This window comes from Mucilaginibacter sp., assembly GCF_965200995.1.
Taxonomy (GTDB): domain Bacteria; phylum Bacteroidota; class Bacteroidia; order Sphingobacteriales; family Sphingobacteriaceae; genus Mucilaginibacter.
This window is the reverse complement of the sequence record NZ_OZ241743.1, coordinates 1782823-1802801: the sequence shown is the minus strand read 5'-3', so window position 1 is coordinate 1802801 and position 19979 is coordinate 1782823. Positions and strand designations below refer to the sequence as shown.

At 46.5% G+C, this 19979-nt stretch carries 20 protein-coding genes; 11 read left to right on the top strand and 9 right to left on the bottom strand.

Annotation, left to right across the window (positions count from 1 at the left end; translation table 11 throughout):
• Positions 1–30 precede the first annotated feature (30 nt).
• The 5 genes from uvrA (at position 31) to ACY652_RS08505 (ending at position 5874) form a co-directional block, all read left to right on the top strand.
• Entirely contained in the window at positions 31–2895 is a 2865-nt protein-coding gene (gene uvrA, locus ACY652_RS08525; RefSeq protein WP_462267846.1) for an excinuclease ABC subunit UvrA, read from the top strand.
• A 27-nt stretch (positions 2896–2922) separates the two neighbouring features.
• A complete protein-coding gene (locus ACY652_RS08520; protein ID WP_462267844.1) occupies positions 2923–3162 on the top strand; it encodes a hypothetical protein in 240 nt (79 codons plus the stop codon).
• 91 nt (positions 3163–3253) lie between these two features.
• Positions 3254–3559 (top strand): PIN domain-containing protein, encoded by a 306-nt coding sequence (locus ACY652_RS08515; protein WP_462268234.1) that lies wholly within the window; start codon positions 3254–3256, stop codon positions 3557–3559.
• Between the two features lie 53 nt (positions 3560–3612).
• Complete coding sequence (locus ACY652_RS08510; RefSeq protein ID WP_462267842.1) at positions 3613–5118, top strand: NAD(P)H-hydrate dehydratase; 1506 nt, start codon at positions 3613–3615, stop codon at positions 5116–5118.
• 168 nt (positions 5119–5286) lie between these two features.
• Entirely contained in the window at positions 5287–5874 is a 588-nt protein-coding gene (locus tag ACY652_RS08505) for a hypothetical protein (protein ID WP_462267841.1), read from the top strand.
• Between the two features lie 62 nt (positions 5875–5936).
• On the opposite strand, the gene ACY652_RS08500 is transcribed toward ACY652_RS08505, so the two are convergent.
• Positions 5937–6926: a hypothetical protein gene (locus tag ACY652_RS08500; protein ID WP_462267839.1), complete on the bottom strand. Its 990-nt coding sequence runs from the start codon at positions 6924–6926 to the stop codon at positions 5937–5939.
• A gap of 538 nt (positions 6927–7464) precedes the next feature.
• Here ACY652_RS08500 and pta point away from each other — a divergent pair.
• Together pta and ACY652_RS08490 are read left to right on the top strand one after the other, a co-directional pair.
• Complete coding sequence (gene pta, locus ACY652_RS08495; RefSeq protein ID WP_462267837.1) at positions 7465–9576, top strand: phosphate acetyltransferase; 2112 nt, start codon at positions 7465–7467, stop codon at positions 9574–9576.
• Positions 9577–9608: 32 nt separating this feature from the next.
• Positions 9609–10865 (top strand): acetate/propionate family kinase, encoded by a 1257-nt coding sequence (locus ACY652_RS08490; protein ID WP_462267835.1) that lies wholly within the window; start codon positions 9609–9611, stop codon positions 10863–10865.
• Positions 10866–10874: 9 nt separating this feature from the next.
• Here the strand turns inward: ACY652_RS08490 and ACY652_RS08485 are convergent, their stop codons facing one another.
• The 4 genes from ACY652_RS08485 to lipA all read right to left on the bottom strand — a co-directional run bounded on the left by ACY652_RS08485 (position 10875) and on the right by lipA (position 13998).
• The gene (locus tag ACY652_RS08485; protein ID WP_462267833.1) at positions 10875–11522 is read right to left on the bottom strand and encodes an START domain-containing protein; all 648 of its coding nucleotides are present in this window, start codon (positions 11520–11522) and stop codon (positions 10875–10877) included.
• A 183-nt stretch (positions 11523–11705) separates the two neighbouring features.
• Complete coding sequence (locus ACY652_RS08480) at positions 11706–12542, bottom strand: anti-sigma factor (protein WP_462267831.1); 837 nt, start codon at positions 12540–12542, stop codon at positions 11706–11708.
• 1 nt (position 12543) lies between these two features.
• Complete coding sequence (locus ACY652_RS08475) at positions 12544–13095, bottom strand: RNA polymerase sigma factor (protein ID WP_462267829.1); 552 nt, start codon at positions 13093–13095, stop codon at positions 12544–12546.
• Between the two features lie 24 nt (positions 13096–13119).
• Positions 13120–13998, bottom strand: a complete 879-nt coding sequence (gene lipA, locus ACY652_RS08470; RefSeq protein WP_462267827.1) for a lipoyl synthase — start codon at positions 13996–13998, stop codon at positions 13120–13122.
• Positions 13999–14142: 144 nt separating this feature from the next.
• Here lipA and ACY652_RS08465 point away from each other — a divergent pair, with 144 nt between their 5' ends.
• Both ACY652_RS08465 and ACY652_RS08460 read left to right on the top strand, forming a co-directional pair.
• A complete protein-coding gene (locus ACY652_RS08465; RefSeq protein ID WP_462267825.1) occupies positions 14143–15033 on the top strand; it encodes a helix-turn-helix transcriptional regulator in 891 nt (296 codons plus the stop codon).
• Positions 15034–15099: 66 nt separating this feature from the next.
• On the top strand, positions 15100–15837 hold the full coding sequence (locus tag ACY652_RS08460) for an SDR family oxidoreductase (protein WP_462267823.1): 738 nt from the start codon (positions 15100–15102) through the stop codon (positions 15835–15837).
• A gap of 99 nt (positions 15838–15936) precedes the next feature.
• On the opposite strand, the gene ytxJ is transcribed toward ACY652_RS08460, so the two are convergent.
• The 4 genes from ytxJ to ACY652_RS08440 form a co-directional block, all read right to left on the bottom strand.
• On the bottom strand, positions 15937–16269 hold the full coding sequence (ytxJ, locus tag ACY652_RS08455; protein WP_462267821.1) for a bacillithiol system redox-active protein YtxJ: 333 nt from the start codon (positions 16267–16269) through the stop codon (positions 15937–15939).
• 224 nt (positions 16270–16493) lie between these two features.
• The gene (gene ribH, locus ACY652_RS08450) at positions 16494–16988 is read right to left on the bottom strand and encodes a 6,7-dimethyl-8-ribityllumazine synthase (RefSeq protein WP_462267819.1); all 495 of its coding nucleotides are present in this window, start codon (positions 16986–16988) and stop codon (positions 16494–16496) included.
• 22 nt (positions 16989–17010) lie between these two features.
• Complete coding sequence (locus tag ACY652_RS08445) at positions 17011–17691, bottom strand: tetratricopeptide repeat protein (protein WP_462267817.1); 681 nt, start codon at positions 17689–17691, stop codon at positions 17011–17013.
• Between the two features lie 143 nt (positions 17692–17834).
• Positions 17835–18242, bottom strand: coding sequence for a VOC family protein (locus ACY652_RS08440; RefSeq protein WP_462267815.1), 408 nt, complete (start codon positions 18240–18242; stop codon positions 17835–17837).
• A gap of 29 nt (positions 18243–18271) precedes the next feature.
• On the opposite strand from ACY652_RS08440, the gene ACY652_RS08435 reads away from it, so the two are divergent.
• Positions 18272–19003, top strand: coding sequence for an SIMPL domain-containing protein (locus ACY652_RS08435; protein ID WP_462267813.1), 732 nt, complete (start codon positions 18272–18274; stop codon positions 19001–19003).
• A gap of 596 nt (positions 19004–19599) precedes the next feature.
• Positions 19600–19974, top strand: a complete 375-nt coding sequence (locus ACY652_RS08430) for a DUF1573 domain-containing protein (RefSeq protein ID WP_462267811.1) — start codon at positions 19600–19602, stop codon at positions 19972–19974.
• Positions 19975–19979: the final 5 nt, after the last annotated feature.

Below are 19979 nucleotides of genomic sequence, written 5' to 3'. Positions count from 1 at the left end.
GGTTATATCACGGTTGGGCTGATATTTACTATGGCAGAAAAAACAATCGACTTAGGTGAGCAAAGCAACGTAGAGGTTTATGGCGCCCGGGTACATAATTTAAAAAATATAGATGTTTCTTTTCCGCGCAACCAGTTGGTGGTTATTACCGGGCTGAGCGGCAGCGGTAAATCCTCACTGGCGTTTGATACCATTTATGCCGAAGGCCAGCGCCGGTATATGGAAACATTTTCGGCCTATTCGCGCCAGTTTATGGGCGGTTTGGAGCGGCCGGATGTAGACAAGGTATCGGGCCTGAGCCCGGTAATTGCCATTGAGCAAAAAACCACCAGCAAAAACCCGCGCTCTACCGTAGGTACCATTACCGAGATTTACGATTTTATGCGCCTGCTGTTTGCCCGTGCCGGCGAAGCCTACTCGTATGTAAGCGGCGAAAAGATGGAGCGCATGAGCGAAGACCAGATCTTGCGCGCCATCACCGAGCGTTACGACGGGCAGCCGGTGAACATACTGGCCCCCGTGGTAAAAGGCCGTAAAGGGCATTACCGCGAACTGTTTGAGCAGATACGCAAGCAGGGCTACCTGAAGGTGTATGTAGATGGCGCCATTATGGACGTAGCGCCTAAAATGCAGGTAGACCGCTACAAGATACACGATATTGATATTGTGGTAGATCGCCTTTCCATCAGCGAAAAGGACAGCAAGCGCCTGTACACCTCGGTGCAAGCCGCCCTGAAGATTGCCAAGGGCATTATCCGCATTGCGGATAAGGACAATAATGTGTCTTATTTCAGTAAGTACCTGATGGATCCGGTTTCGGGCATCTCTTATGATGAGCCGCAGCCCAACACCTTCTCCTTTAACTCACCCTACGGTGCCTGCGATAACTGTGATGGATTAGGTTATGTGTTTGAAATTGATGAGGCTTCGGTGATTCCTAACCCTAAATTGAGTATCATCAACGGCGGTTTGGCCCCTATAGGCGAGTACCGCGAAACCTGGATATTCCAGGTATTGAAGGCGTTGGGTAAAAAGTATGAGTTTTCGCTTTCGGTACCGCTTGAGAAGATTCCGCGCGAAAAGCTGGATATTATCCTGAATGGTTCGGATGAAATGATCTCGGTAGCGGTAGAGTACAATAAATGGAACGTACAAAATTACCAGATTACCTTTGATGGCCTCATTAAGATGCTGGAAGAGCAGCAGGAGCGCAAGAACGAGGAAATATCTGATGATATGGAAGCGTACCGGGTACTTAAAACCTGCCCGGTTTGCCACGGTGCCCGCCTTAAAAAGGAATCGCTGCACTTTAAGGTAGACCACAAGAATATATTCGAGCTGGCCTGCATGGACATCAATACCCTGCAAGCCTGGTTTGAGGGGCTGGAAGAGCGTTTGAATGAGCGGCAGAATGTAATTGCAAAAGAAATATTAAAAGAAATACGCGCCCGCATCGGCTTCCTGCTGGATGTTGGGCTGACCTATTTAACCTTAGACCGTACAGCCCGTACCTTATCAGGCGGCGAAGCGCAGCGTATCAGGCTGGCTACGCAAATCGGTTCGCAACTCATGAATGTAATGTACATTCTGGATGAGCCCAGCATCGGCCTGCACCAGCGCGATAACGACCGCCTGATTAAAGCCCTTAAAAACCTGCGCGATCTGGGCAATACCGTTTTAGTGGTAGAGCATGACAAGGACATGATCCTGGAAGCCGACCATGTGATTGACATGGGCCCGGCAGCCGGCGTACATGGCGGCGAAGTAGTTGCCCAGGGTACACCACAGCAACTGATGCAGGCACAAATGCTTACTACTTCATACCTGAACGGCAGCCGCGAAATTGCCATACCTGCTGTGCGGCGCAAAGGCAATGGTAAAAATCTGGTACTTAAGAAAGCAACCGGGCATAACCTTAAAAAGGTAACGGCTACCTTTCCGCTGGGTACTTTTATTGGCGTAACCGGCGTATCGGGCAGCGGCAAATCCAGCCTGATTATTGAAACGCTGTATCCCATTCTTAATCATCATTTCTTCAGGGCCAAAAAGCAGCCTTTGCCTTACGGGCAGATTGAAGGTTTGGAGCACATCGACAAAGTTATAGAGATTGACCAGACCCCTATCGGCCGTACGCCCCGGTCTAACCCGGCTACCTATACCGGGGTATTCTCTGATATTCGTAACCTGTATGTGCAGTTGCCGGAAGCCCGGATACGCGGGTACAAGCCGGGCCGCTTCTCCTTTAATGTAAAAGGCGGACGATGCGAAACCTGCCAGGGTGCAGGATTAAAAGTGATAGAGATGAACTTTCTGCCCGATGTGCAGGTGCCTTGCGAGGAATGCGGCGGCCGGCGTTATAACCGCGAAACGCTGGAAGTACGCTACCGGGGTAAATCCATCAGTGATGTGCTGGATATGAGCATTGAGGATGCGGTTGCATTTTTTGAGCCTATACCTTCCATCTACCGCAAAATTAAAACCTTAAATGATGTGGGTTTAGGGTATATCACGCTGGGGCAATCATCGCTTACCCTGTCGGGCGGCGAGGCGCAGCGTGTAAAGCTGGCTACCGAGCTTTCTAAAAAAGATACCGGCAACACCTTTTATATTCTGGACGAGCCTACCACCGGGTTGCATTTTGAGGATATTAATGTGCTGTTAGGCGTATTGCAGCAATTAGTAAATAAAGGCAATACGGTGCTGGTTATTGAGCACAACCTGGATGTAATTAAGGTGGTAGACCATGTAATTGATGTAGGCCCGGAAGGCGGCGCAGGCGGCGGCAAGATCCTTTTCAGCGGCACGCCTGAGGGCTTGTGTAAGGTAAAAGACAGTTTTACGGGTAAGTTTTTGGCAAAGGAGATGCAGCAGGCCAGGCAAATTAGTGCTGTATAGTTGAACGATGAATGCGTATATTTGGTTATGGAAGCTAAAGAGCAGTTGATAGAGGCGCTTAATCCGCAGCAGATTATGATGTTGCGCTTGCTTAAAAATCCGTTACCTGAACCTGATTTTATTCAAATCAGAAAGCTTGCCGTTCAACTTTTGGCTAAACAACTGGATGATAATTTAGCGGATTGGGAAGAACAAAATGGTATCACTTCAGCAACTTATGAAGAATTGAGCAAACATCATTTTCGTTCTTCGGAAAATAATACTTAATGCGGATTGTTCTTGATTCGAACATCCTGCTCGTAGCTATCGGAAGGCAAAGTTTGTACCGGCCCATCTGGAACGCATTCCTTGAAGGAAGATACCAACTCATTGTGACGAAGTGTTGTATGAGTATGAAGAAATACTGCAATCTCATTCTGCCCCTGGCGCCGCAGCTTTAGTGATGGAAATTATGGTGGAGTCGCCGGATGTAATATTTCAAACCATATATTATAACTGGAATGCTATAAAAGCAGACCCGGATGATAACAAGCTTTTTGATATTGCCGTGGCTGCTAATGCTAATTATTCGGTAACCAACGATGCTCACTTTAATACCGTGAAAAAAGAGCGCTTTCCTTTACTGCGCATTATTTCAGCTAATGAGTTTTTAGCCTTATTATAATTAATCTTACTATACCAGGTAAACAAACAGCATGGCTTTAAACTTATTAAAACATGTTATCCTTGCTTACCTCCACCCAGATAAAAGAAGCTGACCAGTATACCATTTCCCATAAATCAATCACCTCGGTTGATTTAATGGAGCGGGCCGCTAAGGCGTTTACCGGCTGGTTTGTTAACCGCTTTGCGGATACGAACCAATCTATTGCTCTATACTGCGGTACCGGCAATAATGGCGGCGATGGGCTGGCCATTGCCCGCTTGCTGCATGAACACGGCTATCAGAAATTAAGCATCAGAATTGCCCGGTTTTCAGCTAAGGCGAGCGAGGACTTTGCCGCCAATCTGCAGCGGTTACAACAAGTTGGGTTAACCTGTACCGAATTAACCCAGGGAGCAGGCCTCCCGGCCGAAGATGCGGCTGTTATTATTGATGCCTTGCTGGGCAGCGGCCTTAATAAACCATTGAGCGGTGATTATGAAAGGCTGGTTAAATACCTCAATGGCTTAAATAAAACCATTGTTGCGGTAGATATTCCTACCGGGTTGCCCGCCGAAGGTGATATTGATACAGAAGCTACCATTTTAAAAGCGGATCTGGTCATCACTTTTCAGCAGCCTAAGCTTAATTTTTTACTGCCGGAGTCGGGTAAGTACATCCATTGCTGGGAAGCCGTAAATATCGGCATCGATGCAAATTTCACCCAGGCGCTGCAATCGCCTTACCAGCTGGCAGAGGAAAGGGATATCAGAAAATTATTAACTCCCCGTAAACGGTTTAGTAATAAAGGTACTTACGGGCATGCCCTCATTGTAGCCGGACAGGCCAAAACTATGGGGGCGGCCTTACTCTGTTCCTCGGCATGTGCCTATGCCGGTGCCGGTTTAACCACTGCCTGCATACCCGAAAGCGGCCTTACAGCGCTTAACACGCATCAGCCCGAGGTAATGGCGGTGGTGAGGCAGGGAAGCCAAAAGCCTGATATCGACTGGGATAAATTTACCACTATAGGCGTTGGCCCGGGCTTAGGAAGGGACGATGAAACATTACAACTGCTGAAAGACATCATCACCAACTATAAAAAGCCAATAGTAATAGATGCAGATGCCTTAAACTTATTAGCCCAGCATCAGGAACTGCTGACTCAACTGCCCGCCGGCAGTGTGCTCACGCCGCATATGAAAGAGTTTGACCGCCTGTTCGGCGAGCATAAAACCTGGTGGCAGCGGCTGCAAACTCAAAGGCAGAAAGCGGCAGAACTTAACATCTGCATCGTACTAAAAAACGATTATACCATTACAGCCACGCCCGGCGGAAAATTATACTTTAATTCTACCAGTAATGCCGCTATGGCCAGCGGGGGCATGGGCGATGTACTTACCGGCATCATCACTGCACTGATCGCACAAAAATATTCGCCCGAAGATGCCTGTATCATCGGCAATTATATTCATGGTAAGGCCGGGGATGAACTGGCGCTGCCAAACCGTATGCGGGTGGTGCTGCCAGGCAAGCTAATAGCGCAATTACCCATAACCATGGCACGGCTGACGGGTTAAATTAAAACGGCTGTAAGTATCTGTACAGCCGCCAACTATTAACTGATTTTATAAAGAACAAGAATACTATGCATGTAGTGGTTAGACCCGTATTAATGATGTTTTGTTACTATTGCAGTTAAAAATACTTAAGTTTTCTACAAGAGCTTACCCTTTAACAGGTTACAGATGTTACAACTCAATGAAATAGAAAAAACCTGCTGGCAGGCGCTGGTTGATGGCAGCCGGCAACCTGCGCACCCTTTCCGGAACTGTACCATTGCCCATGCTGCCAGTGAGGGCACAGCCGTTTATACCGTAGTGTTACGCCATACAGATGAAGCAGTAAAAGAATTGACTTTTTACGCCGATATACGTTCAGAGAAGATAGAACAGCTAAAAGCAGATCCGCACATTAGTGTTCTTTTTTATGATAAGGAAGAACAGTGGCAGATTGTAGTTGCAGGCCAGGCCCGGATAGACCATCAAAATGAAGCGGCTCTGCATGCCTGGCAAAGTTCGGGTTATAAAGGCCGCACCTCTTATTTAGCCGGGCCGCCACCATCAACGCCTGTAGAACAGCCTGCCGACGGACTGGAACATTTAAAAGGAAAGCAATTTGAGCCGGAAGACTTAACCGGTTACGAGAACTTTGCCGTAATTACCATTAAGGCAAATTTGCTTGAACATTTGCAGCTTAATCGTGAACAGGGTAACCGCCGGGCGCGGTTTAAACTGATAGGGCAGAAATGGCAGGGTACCTGGATTATTCCTTAAAGTTCAATAAAAAAGCCTGCAACAGGGAATTGCAGGCTTTACAGTACAGGGTTTAATCAATATTAAGCGGCTACCATTTTTCTTATCTCCGCCTTCTTGGCCGAAAGCAGTTTAATAAACTGATCATTATGGTGCAGGCCGGTATTATTTTTATGAATGATGTACAAGGCCGCTACATCTTTAGCTTGCGCAATGGCTAACCGGGTTTCGCCGGTAATAGCCGGGTCAGGCACGGCTGCTGCTACATCTGTATTCTTGGTTATTTTGCGTTTGGCGGGCTGTTTGTCAGCAACCGGTTCTGTAACTGCAGGTGCATCCCCGGAAACAGCTTCAGCAACGGGTTCAACTGTTAGTGGTTGTTCCGTTGCCTTTGTTGGGGCCGCAGCCGCAGCCGCAGCTTGCTGCTGCCTGGCAATGGCTTGCTTTTCAGTGGGTTCTACAATAGTAGCTTCCACATCAATAAAGCCCATGTCTTCCACATCCTGGGTAAAAAACTCCGATGCGTTGGTAGCTAACAGGATAGCCCCTACAAAAGCGCGTTTCTGCGCCATTTTCTGCATCGTATTTTGCAGGCCTATCAAGTCCGGGTTCTCGGTACGCTCTACCCAGATCCAGCCGCTGCTGCTTTTGCGGAACTTGCCTGAACCCTCGGCCTTCAGGCGATCCTGCGTGGCCTGGTCGGGTTTGGCTTTCTCCATCCAGATATAACGGTATTTAGGCTCGTAGCTGTTCACACTGCCTTCGCACTGGGTTACAATGTGGCCGTCTTTAGCACGTACGGTAGCTTTATAGGTATAAGCGATAAACTTGGTTTGTAAGTCCAGTATTTTATCGGTGCATTCAAATTCAACCGACATAACAAACAGGTTCATCAATTTTTCGGCACCGGGTTTCAGCAGCGTTGGCTTTTGCACTCCGGGTACCACACCATAGTCCTGATCTTTTACCAGTACTTCTCTGGTAAACGCAATCAGTGCATTGCGCATCTGCGCCATGTAAGTAATTGATGATTGCATTTCATCACTAATCATCGTTAATTCCAAAGCTTCCATCGCTGTTGTTTTAATTGTTCTTATTGGTCTTAAATCTAATGTATCGGCTTTCATCTGTTAGTACTTAACAAACCTGATGCCTATCTCCAATAGTGGTCATTTAGGCATAAATTTCGTTAAAGGAAAGTGCAAATATGTCATGTTATTATACTGATATAAATTACACTATCTGTAGCAGGTTATTAACAACTACAATGTAAACTTAGCTAAAAATATTAGTATTTTAAAATAAGTTAAAGTTTTATTTTTAAGTATGATATTCCCATGTCATACCATCATTTCAAAGATGATTCCGGTAAAATAGCAGCGCTGCTGTTTTACCGGAATTGTATTGGTTTAAAGCATAGGTATAATACACTATCGAGCCATGTTAAGGTTGTGCTGATCTGCGGCCTGATTAAGTTTAAAGAAAATTTGAATATTATCCTCCGTATTTACAAAAAACAGGCAGTACACGAACTATTAACTGCTAAGTTTGTCAATACTATCTGGCAGCGCTGCGGCGCTGTTTTATGTTCTCACTACATCAGTTATACGCATGATTAAAACTGTTTTTGTAACCAGCACCGAGCCTAACAGCGGTAAATCCATCGTTTCGCTTGGCTTAATTGACATGTTGCTGGGCAAGGCGCAAAAAATCGGTTATTATAAACCCATCATCAGCGGCAATGCTTTAAACAAACCCGATGATCACATCCAAACGGTACTTAAATACTTTGATCTGCCAGTAAGCTATGAGGATGCCTATGCCTTTACCCGCAGCGATGCCATGCACCACATGGAAGGCGAAGGCCGGGGCGAGATGATTGATACCATTATCCGCAAGTATAAGCAGCTGGAAAGCCAGTATGATTTTACGGTGATTGAAGGCAGCGACTATGAAGGCGAAGGCACTGCCTTTGAATTTGAAATTAACGTGGCCATTGCTAAAAACTTAGGTGCACCGGCCATAATTGTAATACCCGGCGAGAATAAAACCACCGCGCAAATTGTGAACACTGCATTTACCGTAGTGCGCAACTTTGAGGCAAGGGAAATACAGGTACTGGCCCTGATTGTAAATAAGGTGGATAACGCACAGGTTAAAGATGTTTCAGAGCTGTTAAAGGAGCAACTGCCGAAGGATATAACCATCAACATCGTTCCGGCGGAGAAGGGACTGCATGCGCCTACCATGCAGGAAATTTTAGACCAGGTGCAGGGTAAGCTTTTATTCGGGCAGGAACGGCTGAACAACCAGGTGGACAATTTTATTACCGGCGCCATGCAGGTGCCCAATTTTTTGAACTACATTAAAGAGAACGTACTGATTATTACCCCAGGCGACAGGGGCGATATCATCATAGCTGCATTGCAGGCCAACCTGTCTACCAGCTATCCGCAGGTGGCCGGCATTGTGCTTACCGGCGGCGCCGAACCTGAGGAACCTATTAACCGGCTTATTAAAGGCCTGCAAACCGTAGTGCCCATTATTGCCGTAAAAACCGGCACCTTTCAAACCACCACTACCATTGGCGCTATCCGTTCGCGCATTACGCCCGGTAACAAGCTGAAGATACGGCTGGCCATTGATACCTTTAACAAGTATGTGGATGTAAAAACGCTGGATGAACGTATTATTACCTTTAAGGCCGGTAGCGGCATTACACCGCGCATGTTCCAGTACATGATTACCAACTGGGCCAAAAGCGAGCGTAAGCATATTGTACTGCCCGAAGGGAACGATGAGCGCATCCTTAAAGCTGCTGCCCGCCTGGCAGCGCAGGATATTGTGGAACTAACACTGCTGGGTAACGCCGACGATATAACAGCAAACATTAAGCGTATTGGCCTGGAACTGGATTTGAACAAGATACACATCATCAACCCGGCAACCTCCGAACGTTATAATGATTACGTGGAAACGCTGTACGAACTGCGTAAGAACAAGAACGTAAACCTTGAAATGGCGCGCGACCTGATGACCGATGTATCTTACTTCGGTACCATGATGGTGTATAAGGGGCACGCCGATGGCATGGTATCGGGTGCCGTGCATACCACGCAGCATACCATAAGGCCGGCGCTGCAGTTTGTAAAAACCAGGCCGGGCATCTCGGTCGTATCTTCCGTTTTCTTTATGTGCCTGCCCGACCGGGTTTCGGTATTTGGCGATTGTGCTGTAAACCCTAACCCTACCGCCGAGCAGTTGGCTGAAATTGCCATCTCGTCTGCCGAAAGCAGTCAGCGTTTTGGCATTGAGCCGAGAGTGGCAATGCTGTCGTATTCATCAGGTACTTCAGGTGAGGGCGAGGATGTGGAGAAGGTGCGGCGGGCTACCGAACTGGTAAAAGCCAAACGCCCCGATTTAAAGGTGGAAGGCCCGATACAGTATGATGCCGCGGTAGACCCTGTTGTGGGTAACAGCAAACTGCCGGGCTCAGAAGTAGCCGGCCAGGCCAGTGTGCTAATTTTTCCCGACCTGAATACCGGCAACAATACCTATAAAGCCGTACAGCGCGAAACCGGCGCCCTGGCCATTGGCCCCATGCTGCAGGGTTTAAATAAACCGGTAAACGATTTAAGCCGGGGCTGCACGGTGGATGATATTTTTAATACCGTAATTATTACGGCCATACAGGGGCAGGCATCCCTCCCAACACTTCCTTAGGAAGCGTATCTGGAAAGCCTTAACATACCAACATGACTGATAATTTTAAAAGCGATATACAAAGCCCTCTCCCACAAAGAGAATTGGGAGGGGTATTCGTGATCAACTCCGGCAGCAGTTCCATTAAATACCAGCTCTTCAACATGCCCGATGAGCAGCCGGTATGCAGCGGATTGGTTGAGCGAATTGGCATGGAGGATGCCATTATTACCCACAAGGTATTTGCCGGAGAAGGCGAACAGGCGAAACAGCTGGTTCTCCCCATTCTTAACCACCGCGAAGGCTTGCAGCAGGTTGTAAACCTGCTTACCGATGTTGATATAGGCGTAATTGCCAACACGGCTGATATTAAAGTGGTAGGCCACCGGGTGGTACATGGCGGCGAAAAGTTTGCCAACCCGGTAGTTATCACCCCGGCGGTAAAAGAGGAGATTAAAAAGCTGTTCACTTTAGCCCCCTTACATAACCCGGCTGGCTATTTAGGTATTGAAGTAGCCGAAACCCTGTTTACCCATGCCATACAGGTAGCTGTATTTGATACCGCTTTTCACCAAACCATGCCTGAGCATGCCTATCGCTTTGCCATACCTGATGCGCTGTACCGCCAGCACCATATCCGTGTATATGGCTTTCATGGCACCAGCCACCAGTATGTAAGCCGTGAAGCGGCCGCCTACCTGCAAAAGCCGGAGGCTAAACTCATCAGTATTCACCTGGGCAATGGCTGCAGCATGGCGGCGGTACATGCCGGTAAGTGTATAGATACCAGTATGGGCCTGGGGCCGTTAAGCGGTTTGGTAATGGGCACGCGGTCGGGCGATATTGACCCATCCGTTATCTTCTACCTCGTTAGCCAGTTAGGCTATACGCCAGATCAGGTAAGCAGTTTATTGAATAAGCAAAGCGGCATGTTAGGCCTTACCGGTTACAGCGATATGCGCGATATTACTTCCAGCCTGCAACAGGGGGATGCAAACGCCCGGCTTGCCTATGAAATGTACGCGTACCGGATTAAAAAGTACATTGGCGCCTATGCGGCTGCCCTAAACGGATTGGATGCGCTTATATTTACAGCTGGCGTAGGCGAAAATGATGCCCTTACCCGCCGTTTGGCCTGCAAGGATTTATCTTATTTAGGCATTCAGTTGGATGAAGAAGCCAATGGTAAAAGAGAAAAAGGAATACGTGAGCTGCAATCCGCCGAATCCAAAGTGAAAGTTTTGATTGTGCCGACCAATGAGGAACTGGAGATTGCCGGGTTATGCTACCGCCTGATGAATAAAAGATAATAGCATTACCTATTCATCCTTAATAAAATCCAGCCTGGCGTTACGATAGTCTGCTTTCTGCAATTGCGCACGCAGGTTCTTAAAGCTTTGCAGCGGGCCCTGGCTGGCAAACATGTTAGTGAGCCAGGCCGGTACATCTCCGCCGGGATCGGCATGCAGTTCATAATTTATCTTTACCCGGTTGTTGCCAACAGGCGTAATTACCCAGCGGCCGGTGGAATGCTCAATCCGCACTACATCCGTTTTAACCGGCACCAGGCCATTTACACAGGGGGCATCTATAGTAACCACTTTTGTATCAGCATCCTGGCTAACAATCAGGTGGGCTATAAAATCGCGGTTTTGTGCCGGCCAGGGCACGCTTACCTCCGAATAGTAGTATAGTTCTGCCGGTGATACCCGTTTTACCAGCCTGCAGGATTTGGTACGGTAAACCCACTCTGTGCAGGCATTTACATTAAGCAGCAGCGCTACCAATTGCGAAGGCGCAGCCTGCAACTCACACTCAACCTTAATAGCCTTCAAGTTGGAGCTGGCTACCGGGCGGGTATATACTTTAATCCCTTCCTGTTGTGTACTTAATTTCCAGGGCTGCTGTGCCAGGGCGCAAATGGTATACAGGCAAAAAGTAAGGCTGGCTATAATTTTTTTACACATTAAATTTAACGCTTTGCATATACTACTGCCATACTAAGCAGTATCCAATAGACTTGTAAAAGAAGGATTTGCTTAATTATAAAAATTATTTAAAGCAAAAAAATACAGAAAGCCATCCCGGTTTGCCACCAAAATAACTTTCTGTAGATCTTTAATGAGCTGGTGGTTAATGTGCAGCGGCTGTTACAGCTTTGCCATTACCATCATTTCGGTAAGTGTGGGGCTTTGGCTGCCGCCGCGTGGTTCTAATGTTACCGCAAAAGCATCAGCTGCCGCTATTGATTTCATTTCGATCATGCCCTGGTCTGTAGTATCAGTTTGTGCATCAAATACCCCTAAATCAACCGGTTTGCCGTTTACCAATGCCCAAAGCTGATATTGATGCGCCTTATCATTGGCCGGTAAATTCATGTGATTTAAGCTGAGCATCACCTTCTTTTTAGCCGGGCTAAACGCCAGGTTAATACTTGATGCCGGCGACTTTTTTACACCTCTTAAAGTAACCAGCTTATAAGCGTTACTGCGGTATACGTCCAGTTCATCAGCATCATATTTTACAGTGTTGCTGTAGCGCTGGTTTTGTGTTTGCAGCGCAAATAGCTGACCGTTGGCTTTTTGCAGGTTGCTGTACACCATAGCCAGTGCCGCAATGCTTAAGCAAAGCAGCAGGAACGATGCGGCAAATGCGTATTTATAAAATACAGTCTTTCTGCCGGCAGTTATAGCTACAACCTTTCCATTGCTGCTATCATTATGAAACACACCCTTTAAATTATGATCATTGCCCAGATTAGTAATCAGGCTGTTTAAGATACGGCTCTTCAGATTTTCAGACGGCTCTACTCCCTGCTCTTCGGCATAAGTTTGCAGGGCAGCCTCAATAGCCTGCAACTCGCTTCGCACTTCAGGGTGTTTAACGGCCATACGCTCCACTTCCTGCTGCCCGGCAGCGCTCAGGCTGCCCGTTACATACAACTCCAGTATGCCCGACTCTATGTATGTTTTAACAAATTCTTCCACTTTAATTAAAATGTTTTCTTAGCTGCTGTATCGCCATCCGCAAACGGGTCTTAATGGTACCTAACGGTATCTCCAGCTCCTCGGCAGCTTCCACATGCGTGTAACCTTTGAAATATATTAAGTCAAGAATCAGTTTCTGCTCGGGTCTCAGCGTTTCTACCAAATCTTTTAAGCCGAGCAATTCGGGATTGTAAACCGTGTTTTTTCGCTCGTCTATAAAAGTTACGTTATTTTCAAGTTCTTGGTTTTTAGCCTGATTTTTAAAATCTTTTGAGCGTACCTTATCAATAGCCAGGTTGCGGGCAATGTTAATCATCCAGGTAAACAGGCGGCCTTTTTCGGCACTGTATCCTGAAAAAGAATTCCATATTTTGATAAAGGTTTCCTGCAATACATCCTCAGCGGTAGCCTCATCATTCACAATACGTACAATTACCCCGAATAAGGCGGCCGAGTACATATCATACAGTGCTTCGGCTGCAATTTTTTCGCGGCGGCGCAAGGCAGTAATCAGTTCTTCCTCGCTTAAATTTATTTTACGTTGCTTGGTCAAGGCTATGAAGGTAGAAATGATTTTTTAAATATCAAACAAATGCTTTTCGGCATGGTAAGAAGAGCGCACCAGCGGCCCGCTTTCAACATACTTAAAGCCTTTGGCTAAGCCCACTTCCTTATAATATTTAAACTGATCGGGCGTAATCCAATCTATAACCGGGTGGTGGTTGCGGGTAGGCTGCAGGTACTGGCCCAGGGTAAGGATGTGCACACCGGCTTCCAGCAAATCGTCCATCGCCTGCAGTACATCTTCCTCCTGCTCGCCCAGGCCCAGCATAATGCCTGATTTGGTGCGCAGGCCGGCATCAGCTATATGCCTCAGGCACTCCAGACTACGGTCATACTTGGCCTGAATGCGTACCTCGCGGGTGAGCCGGCGTACCGTTTCCAGGTTATGCGATACCACTTCGGGGCGCACCGCCAGTACACGGGCCAGGTTATCCCAGTTACCTCTAAAATCGGGCAACAAGGTTTCCAGTGTGGTTGCAGGGCTTTCGCGGCGGATGGCGTTAATGGTTTCGGCCCAGATAACGGAGCCGCCGTCTTTCAGATCATCACGGTCAACCGAGGTAATTACGCAATGCTTTACCTGCATCAGCCTAACTGAGTTAGCTACCCGGTTAGGCTCATCCATATCTACCGCCAAAGGTCGGCCGGTAGCTACGGCGCAAAAAGAGCAGGAACGGGTACAAATGTTACCCAAAATCATGAAGGTAGCCGTACCGGCGCCCCAGCACTCGCCCATGTTGGGGCAATTGCCGCTCTCGCAAATGGTATGCAGCTTATGGGTATCCACCAAACTGCGTACATGCGCGTATGCTGCACCTACAGGAAGCTTCACCCGCAGCCAGTCCGGCTTGCGCTGTACCTGGTTGGCGGGGATTACCGGCAAATCTATCATATCGCAAAAATAGTCAAAATATTTATACGCTATAAACGCCGGTAAAGTGTTACGTGCAGATGATAATTTCAATAAACAGTATACACCGTATATAAGTAAGCTGTTTATGACAGCGCTTATGCATAAAAAATTTATTTTTAGCTTATGTATTTACTTGACAGCAGGCAGCAGATACCTTTACAGTTGCTAAAGCCAGATGAAACAGCCAGGAACAGCCATTTCAGGGTATACAACTTTACAGGTGATATTACCGATCAGTCTGATCTGTTAGTACCGCACCGGAAAGATTATTACCTGTTGGTATTCATCAGGCGTGCAGGGGGCGTACGGCAATGGGTAGATATGATGCCTTATGCACTTAAAGATAATACCATTTATTTTACGCGGCCCAATCAAATTATTGTAAAGGAAGAGTTTAAGCAATTGTGGAGTACAGGCGTGGCTTTTACCAAAGAGTTTCTGCTGTTTCAGGATAATACCTTGCTGAACAATTTGCCTTTAATCCAAAATTCTCAAAACGGTTACGAGTTATTGCTTACAGCAGATGACATTCCCTTTATTGAAGACTTGTTAAGTAAGATAAATGATGAGTATCAAAAGCCGGGCGAATGGCAGCACCGTATGCTGGCTGCCTACTTAGGTGTACTGCTCACTTACCTGAGCCGCTTGTCTGCAGCGCAGTTTAAAGAAAATGTTACCGAAGATAACCTGTTGCTGAAAAGGTATCAGGCAAAAATTGAAGAATGTTTTCATGAACTGCACGAAGTAGGGGATTATGCTTCGCTGCTGCATATATCTGCCGGGCATTTAAGCGAAGTGGTGAAACGGCAGAGCGGCAAGCCGGCTATTAAGCATATCCATGAGCGGTTGGTGCTTGAAGCCAGGCGTTTACTGTTTCATACCCCAGGCCCGTTAAAAGAGGTTGCCTTTAAACTTGGCTTTACAGAAGCCTCTTATTTTAACCGCTTCTTTAAGCGCGAAACCGGTATAACACCCGCTGAATACCGGGCCAGTATCCGCGAAATGTACCATTAATACTGCCCGATGTGTTACAAAGGGGCATGGTACGCAAGGTAATTTTGTACTGTTAAATTATTAAATATGAAAACAGTATTGATAACAGGAGCCAACAAGAGCATTGGTTTTGAAACCGCCAGGCAATTACTGCAGCAGGGTTACTACGTTTATTTAGGCTGCCGCGACATTAAGAAAGGCGAACAGGCAGTTAATCAGTTACAGGCAGAGGGCCTGAACGAAGTTGAACTGATTGAGATTGATGTAAACAGCATTGAATCGGTTACAGCAGCCCGCAAAGCGCTTGGGCAGAAAACACAAGTACTGGATGTGCTGATCAACAATGCCGGCATTGGCGGCGGCATACCGCAGCCATCGCTGGAAACCGATATTACTTTTTTTAAACAGGTGTTTGAAACCAACCTCTTTGGCGTTATAGAAGTAACGCAGGCATTTACAGACTTGTTAAGGCAGGCGGCAGCACCAAGAATTGTAAACGTAACTTCGGGATTGGGCTCACTCAGTTTGCATAATAACCCGGCATGGAAATATTATCAGATTAAGCCAGCGGCCTATGTTTCCTCAAAAGCCGCATTGAATGCCTATACCATTGTACTGGCTTATGACCTGCGTGATACAGCATTTAAGGTAAATGCTGTTGATCCCGGCTATACCGCCACTGATTTTAACAATCATTCCGGCCCCGGCACTGTGCCTGATGCCGCCGCCAAAGTAGTTAAAGCAGCCACATTAGGCCTAAACGGCCCCACAGGCCAGTTTTTTAGCGATGATAATGCACCGGAAACAGGCATCAGCCCCTGGTAAACATTGAAGCGGAGTATGAGCAGGTATCTGCTTTTAAAGCAAAAAGCGCGTTTCCTGATAAGGGGAACGCGCTTTTGAAATATAAATTACTCAATATAATTACTGTACCATCTCCAGTGTTTCATCAACTGAAATGGCGCCGTGCGATTGATCTAAGATGCACTCACCGCTTTTTATCAGTAATAATTGCGGAGATTCATGCTGCACCTGAAACTCGCGCGCTACCTGGCCGGAAAGGTCGCGGTATTTGATCAGATCTAAAAAGTAAAGCGGGATGCTGTCGGGCAGTTTATCACCGTCCAATTCAAAGCGTTTTTTGGCCATCATACTGATGGAGCAGCGGGTACTGTGCTTAAAAATGATGGCATATCCTTCATGCCCTTTAATTTCGTCCAGCTGCCCGGCCGAATTTAACATAGTCCAGTTTGTCATGGTATTCCTATCAAGTCTGTCCCAAAAGTATAAGTTAAAACACTTGCTTTAAAGGAACAGTTTTGAAAATGACAATTTTATGTTAACGGCCCCGGCGCGGGTAAGAACCATAAGCCGGGCACAATTTATTGGAGCAGGAAGCTAAGCTGCCCAGGGTTAAAGCCAGCAGGCCCATGCAAATCAGTTTTTTCATGTTGTATAAATTCAATCAGGTTATACGCAGGTTATACACTTACAGTTTCAGCTAAATGTGCCATTTTAATAGCGGTTACCGCGGCTTCATCGCCTTTATTGCCATGCTTGCCGCCGGCACGGTCTATGGCTTGCTGCTGGTTATCTGTAGTTAACACGCCAAATATCACCGGCTTATGGTGCTTAATGGAAACATTGCTAACGCCGTTGGCTACAGCCTGGCAGATAAAGTCAAAATGCCTTGTTTCGCCCTGTATCACGCAGCCCAGGCAAATCACTGCATCCAAATCAAGCTTTTGCAGCAAAATATCGGCGCCTGAGGTTAACTCAAAACTGCCGGGTACCGGGTACGTATAAATGTTTTCGGCAACGGCGCCGTAGTTAATAAGGCTGTGGTAAGCGCCCTGGTAAAGCGCGTTGGTAATTTCGGCATTCCACTCCGCTACTACAATGCCGAACCGGTATTTAACAGCATCGGGCACCTGAGTGCCCGAAAAGTCTGAAAGATTTTTTAAGTAAGTGGCCATAAAATGCCCTGGTTGAATTAAGTTATTGTTTAGCTTCTGCGCGGCCTATGTAGGTATCAATATTTTGCGCCTCGGTGCTTTCCGGATAATCAGATTTAATCTTCTTGTAGGCATCCAGTGCATCTTTAGCATTGTTTTCTGCCTCGTATACCAAACCAAGCTTCTTTAAGTACAGCGGTGTTAAAAAGCGGTTCTGCGCTTTGTCGGCTGCCTTTTTAAAGTAAGTTTCGGCCTTGTCATATTCTTTCTTCTGTACATAGGCATCACCGGTGCTGCCCAAAGCTTCTGCGGCAATCATGATGTCATCCCCGCGGTAACTGGTAAGGTTGGTAATGGCCTTACTGTATTCGCCTTTATTTAAATAGGCTACGCCTGAGTAAAAATAAGCCAGGTTAGCGGCTTTGGTATTGCTGTATTTGCTGATGATCTGCTCAAAGCCCGGGTAGCCGGCGCTGCCTTTCAGGGCTTTATCCCAGTTTTTCTGCTGCCAGTCCTGCTGGGCTACGTACATCTGGTTGGTGGCTTCCACTTCACGCGGGGCCAGGTACAATTTCTGATAAGCAATATAGCCTATTACAAGGGCCAGTATGGCCACGCCAATGAATAATAAACTCTTTTGATTATCGCGCACAAAGCTCCCGGTTTGCCCGATGGATTTGGTTGGCTCAGGCTTAGCATTAATATTGGCTTCGGGTTTCAACATCTTTTTTTCTAAAATTAGGAGTGCAAAAATAAGGTTTTCTTCAATTTAAGCAAGTGATTTTTAGTGAAAAACGCACTGATAATCATTACAATAGTGAATTGCGTTTAAGTATACTGTGTTATTGCAGCACAGGCTGCAGGGCTTTAACTTAAAACTGCCCCGGCAGCAGGCTGAAGCAAATCCCACAGATTGCCATACAAATCCTCAAATACCGCTACCCATCCATAAAGCTCCTGCCGGGGCGGGCGGATGAAGTTAATGCCGTTTTCAATCAGTTGATGATAATCGCGCCAAAAATCATGCGTATGCAAAAATAAGGCTACCCGGCCGCCGGTTTGGTTGCCAACGGCTGCCGCCTGCCGCTCATCAGCCGCCCTGGCCAGTAACAGGCTGCAATGGTTTTCGCCGGGCGGCGCTATCCGTACCCAGCGCTTGTGAGCGCTTAAAGGGGTATCTTCCAATAATTTAAAATTTAATTTTTGGGTATAAAATACAATGGCTTCATCGTAATCTTTTACTACTAAGGTAACCAGTGCAATTCTTTGCTGCATTATTGTACATTTACGTTTAAAATTATCAAATGAAACCAGTTGCTGTTGCTGCCATCATCGGGCTTTGTGCCATTATTGCATTTGCTGTTGTAGCCAATGCCTATAAATATCGTTCAAAAACACAAGAAACCATTGTGGTAACCGGCCTGGCCGAAAAAGATTTCGGCAGCAACCTTGTGGTATGGAACGGTTCCTATTCCCGCAAGGCATTCGACCTGAAAAGCGCTTATAGCGAACTGAAGGCCGATGAAAGCACCATTCACGCTTATTTAAATGGCAAGGGCGTAAATAATAGCGAAATCGAGTTTTCGGCCGTAAACATCTCCAAAGATTTTACGCAGAATACCGGTGCCGATGGCCGGGTGGAGAGCCAGGTATTTAACGGTTATACTTTGCAGCAAACGGTTACCATCAAATCTGCCAATGTAAATAAAATCGACCCTATTTCGCGCCAGGCTACGGAGCTGATAGAAAAGGGGATTGAGTTTAGCTCGGCTGTGCCTGCCTTTTACAATACCAACCTGAAAACGGTTAAGATGGAATTGCTGGGCAAAGCCAGTGCCGATGCCAAAGCACGTGCCGAAACCATTGCTGAAAATTCGGGCAGCTCATTGGGTAACCTTAAAAAAGCCACCATGGGCGTGTTCCAGATTACCGGAAAGAACACCAATGAGGATTACAGCTACGGCGGGGCGTTTAATACCTCCAGTAAAAACAAAACCGGCTCTATTACCATCCGTATGGAGTTTGAGGCGGATTGAGGTTAATTTACCTGCTGCCTGCACCACGAGTGTTCGGAAGATTATTTTAAGTTGAGATGCCTGCATTTACAGGATGCCGGGCTGGTTTAGGCATTCCGCCGGCAATACCGGCGCAAAGGCGGGCGTACAGGAAAGCCAGGCGTATATTTACCTGGCGAGGTGCTGAAAAAGGTTCAGCACTGACCTGATTGCTGCCTTTCGGATTAGGGGTGCTGCACCTCCCTGACCAGCCCAGCTAAGGGTTAAAAAAGTGTAAAGGCAAAGTTTACACAATTCAAAAAATATTGCACTTAGCTGGCTGATAATCAGTTAACTATAAAAAGGCAGGGTTTACACTTTTTAGAGCTTTTAGTTGTACCATTTCATGCGGCTTCAGCGCTTCTCAAACACCTATGGCTGGCTGATCATAAAAAGGCGATGCACACGGCAGAGTTGTGGCCTGAAACCAACATTCAGCCCGGTTTTACTTACTGTTGCAACAACGGGGCGTTTCTAAATTTAGAATAACATTATGGCGATTATGTTTTATACAGCAGACTGGCTGTTGTGAAGTTATCTAATTATTATAGTAGAATTATTAACTATAATAAGCAACCATGACAAAGAGATTCTTACTATTTTATATATTCGCTCTATGTGCGTGTAGGCATAGCACTGTTTTGACAACGGTTGCCATACCTGAAGATTACGTTAAATTAGGAGCAATTAAATGGAAAGACAGTTTAGAATATAATTTCATAATTAGAAACTCAGGTGAACACGATCTTTTTCTAAAAAAGATTTCCGCATATTGTGATTGTGCTTCATTTAATTGGTCAAAAGGCCCTATTAAGCCAGGCGCTGTGGGATTTGTTCATTTGAAAATTAATCCTGCAGATTCCAGTATAGGTGTTAAGCATACTAAGCTGGCAGTAAATATGAATACGAAAGAAATGTTTAAAATATTTACAGTAGAATATAATATTAATTAATCTAA